Genomic DNA, 2024 nt, shown 5'->3' with positions numbered 1-2024 from the left:
GCCCACTGGCGGGACCGGCTCGCCGACCTGCCCGCCGGGCCGCCGATGCGCGCCCCGCGCGGCCCCGCGCGACCCCGGCGCCGCGAACACCTCCTCACCGAGCGGGCGGCCCTCGTGGCCTGGGCCGAGCGGCACGGCGTGGACCTCGACGCCACCCTCCTGGCCGTCTACACCCTCGCCCTCGGCCCCCTCTACGAGGAGCCGTTCGCGCTCCCCGTGGTCCGCTTCACCGGCCCGGACGCGCAGCGGCCCGCCGAGTGCGGCGAACTGACCTGGGCCCGCTCACCCGCGCCCGGTACCGACCCGGCCACCGCCGCCCGCGCCCACCACGAACAGCTCGCCGCCGACCTGGCACGGGGCGGCGGAGGCGGCCTCGCCGAGATGCGCTCCCTCGCCGTGCGCCGCCGCAGGACCGCCGACTTCGCGCACCCCGTGGTCTACACGAGCGTGCTCGACGTGTCGGCTCGCCCCCTGCCGCCCGGTGTGCGACCCGGCCCCGCGGGCACGGCCACGCCCGACGTCACCCTCGACTGCGTGACCGTCGACGACGGCGAGACCCTGCACCTGGCCTGGGACGCGCTGGACGAACGCTTCGACGACGGCGTCCTGGACGAGGCGTTCGAGCGGTACACCGGCCTGCTCACCGCGCTGGCGGCGGAGACCGGCCCGGAACCGGAGGAGAGCGGCACGGAAGCGGAGGACGACGGCCCCACGACGGACGCCACCCGGGCCCACTCCGACGCCCACCGCCTCCTGCGCACCGCCAACGACACCGCCCGCGCCTACGCCGCCGACGGCCCCGTCCACCTGCTCTTCGAGGAGCGGGCGCGCAGCCGCCCCGAGGCGATCGCGCTGCGCTGGCGCGAGGGCGTCATGACGTACGGCGAACTGAACCGCCGGGCCAACCTGGTCGCGCGCCGCCTGCGGCGGACAGGCGTCGGTGCGGGAACCTCGGTGGGCATCTCGGTGCGCCGCGGCCCGGCGATGGCGGTCGCCGTGTTCGCCGTCCTCAAGGCGGGCGGCGCCTACGTCCCCGTCGATCCCTCGCTGCCGTCCGCCCGCGCCCGCGCGATGCTGGCGGACACCGCGACCGCGCACCTGCTGGTCACCGACGGTGGTCCCGGCTGGCCCATACCCGACGACGTCGGCGTACTCGACGTCGACGCCCCCGGGACCACCGGCGCGGACCTGCCCGACCCGGGGAACCCCGCACCCGTCACCGGGCCGGACGCGGTCGCCTACCGGGTGTTCACCTCCGGCAGCACCGGACGGCCCAAGTGCGTGGTGGTCGCGCACCGCTCCCTGCACAACCTCTTCGCCTGGTGCCGGCGGACCTTCGGCTTCGGGCCCGAGGACACGGGGCTGTGCGTCACCTCCCTCGGCTTCGACCTGTCCGTCTTCGACATCCTCGGACTTCTCGGCTCCGGCGCCGGCCTCTACCTCGCGGACGAGGCCGAGCAGCGCGACCCGGAACTCCTCGTCGAAGCGATGCTGAGGGAGCGGGTCACCTTCTGGAACTCCGCGCCCACCACCCTCGCCCGGCTCGTGCCGCTCCTGCGCGAACACCGCGGAGAGCCCGGCACCGACGCGCTGCGCCTCGTCTTCCTCAGCGGCGACTGGATTCCGCTGTCCCTGCCCGACGACGTGCGCGAGGTGTTCGCCGGTGCCCGGATCACCGGTCTCGGCGGCGCCACCGAGGCCACCGTCTGGTCCAACTGGTTCCCCGTCGCCACGGTCGATCCCGAGTGGCGCAGCATCCCGTACGGCAGGCCCATCGACAACGCCCGCTACTACGTGCTGGACGAGCGCCTGGAGCCCTGTCCGGCCGGGGCGGAGGGCGACCTCTACATCGGCGGCGACTGCCTCGCCCTCGGCTACCACGGGCAGCCGGAACTCACCCGGGAGCGCTTCGTCCCCGACCCCTTCGGCGACGGCCCCGACGCCCGCATGTACGCCACCGGCGACCGGGCCGCCTTCCGCCCGGACGGCGTCCATGGTGTTCCTGGGCCGCAGCGACCACCAGG

The 2024-nt window shown here is 75.6% G+C and carries 1 protein-coding gene; it reads left to right on the top strand.

The window, feature by feature from the left end:
• Positions 1–2024, top strand: a 2024-nt coding sequence (locus tag SSBG_RS01230; RefSeq protein ID WP_037868636.1) for an amino acid adenylation domain-containing protein, incomplete at both ends; no start/stop codon positions are given.

Origin of the sequence: Streptomyces sp. SPB074 (assembly GCF_000154905.1) — a bacterium.
In the GTDB taxonomy this organism is placed as follows: domain Bacteria; phylum Actinomycetota; class Actinomycetes; order Streptomycetales; family Streptomycetaceae; genus Streptomyces.
This window is presented reverse-complemented; position numbering and strand designations above follow the sequence as displayed.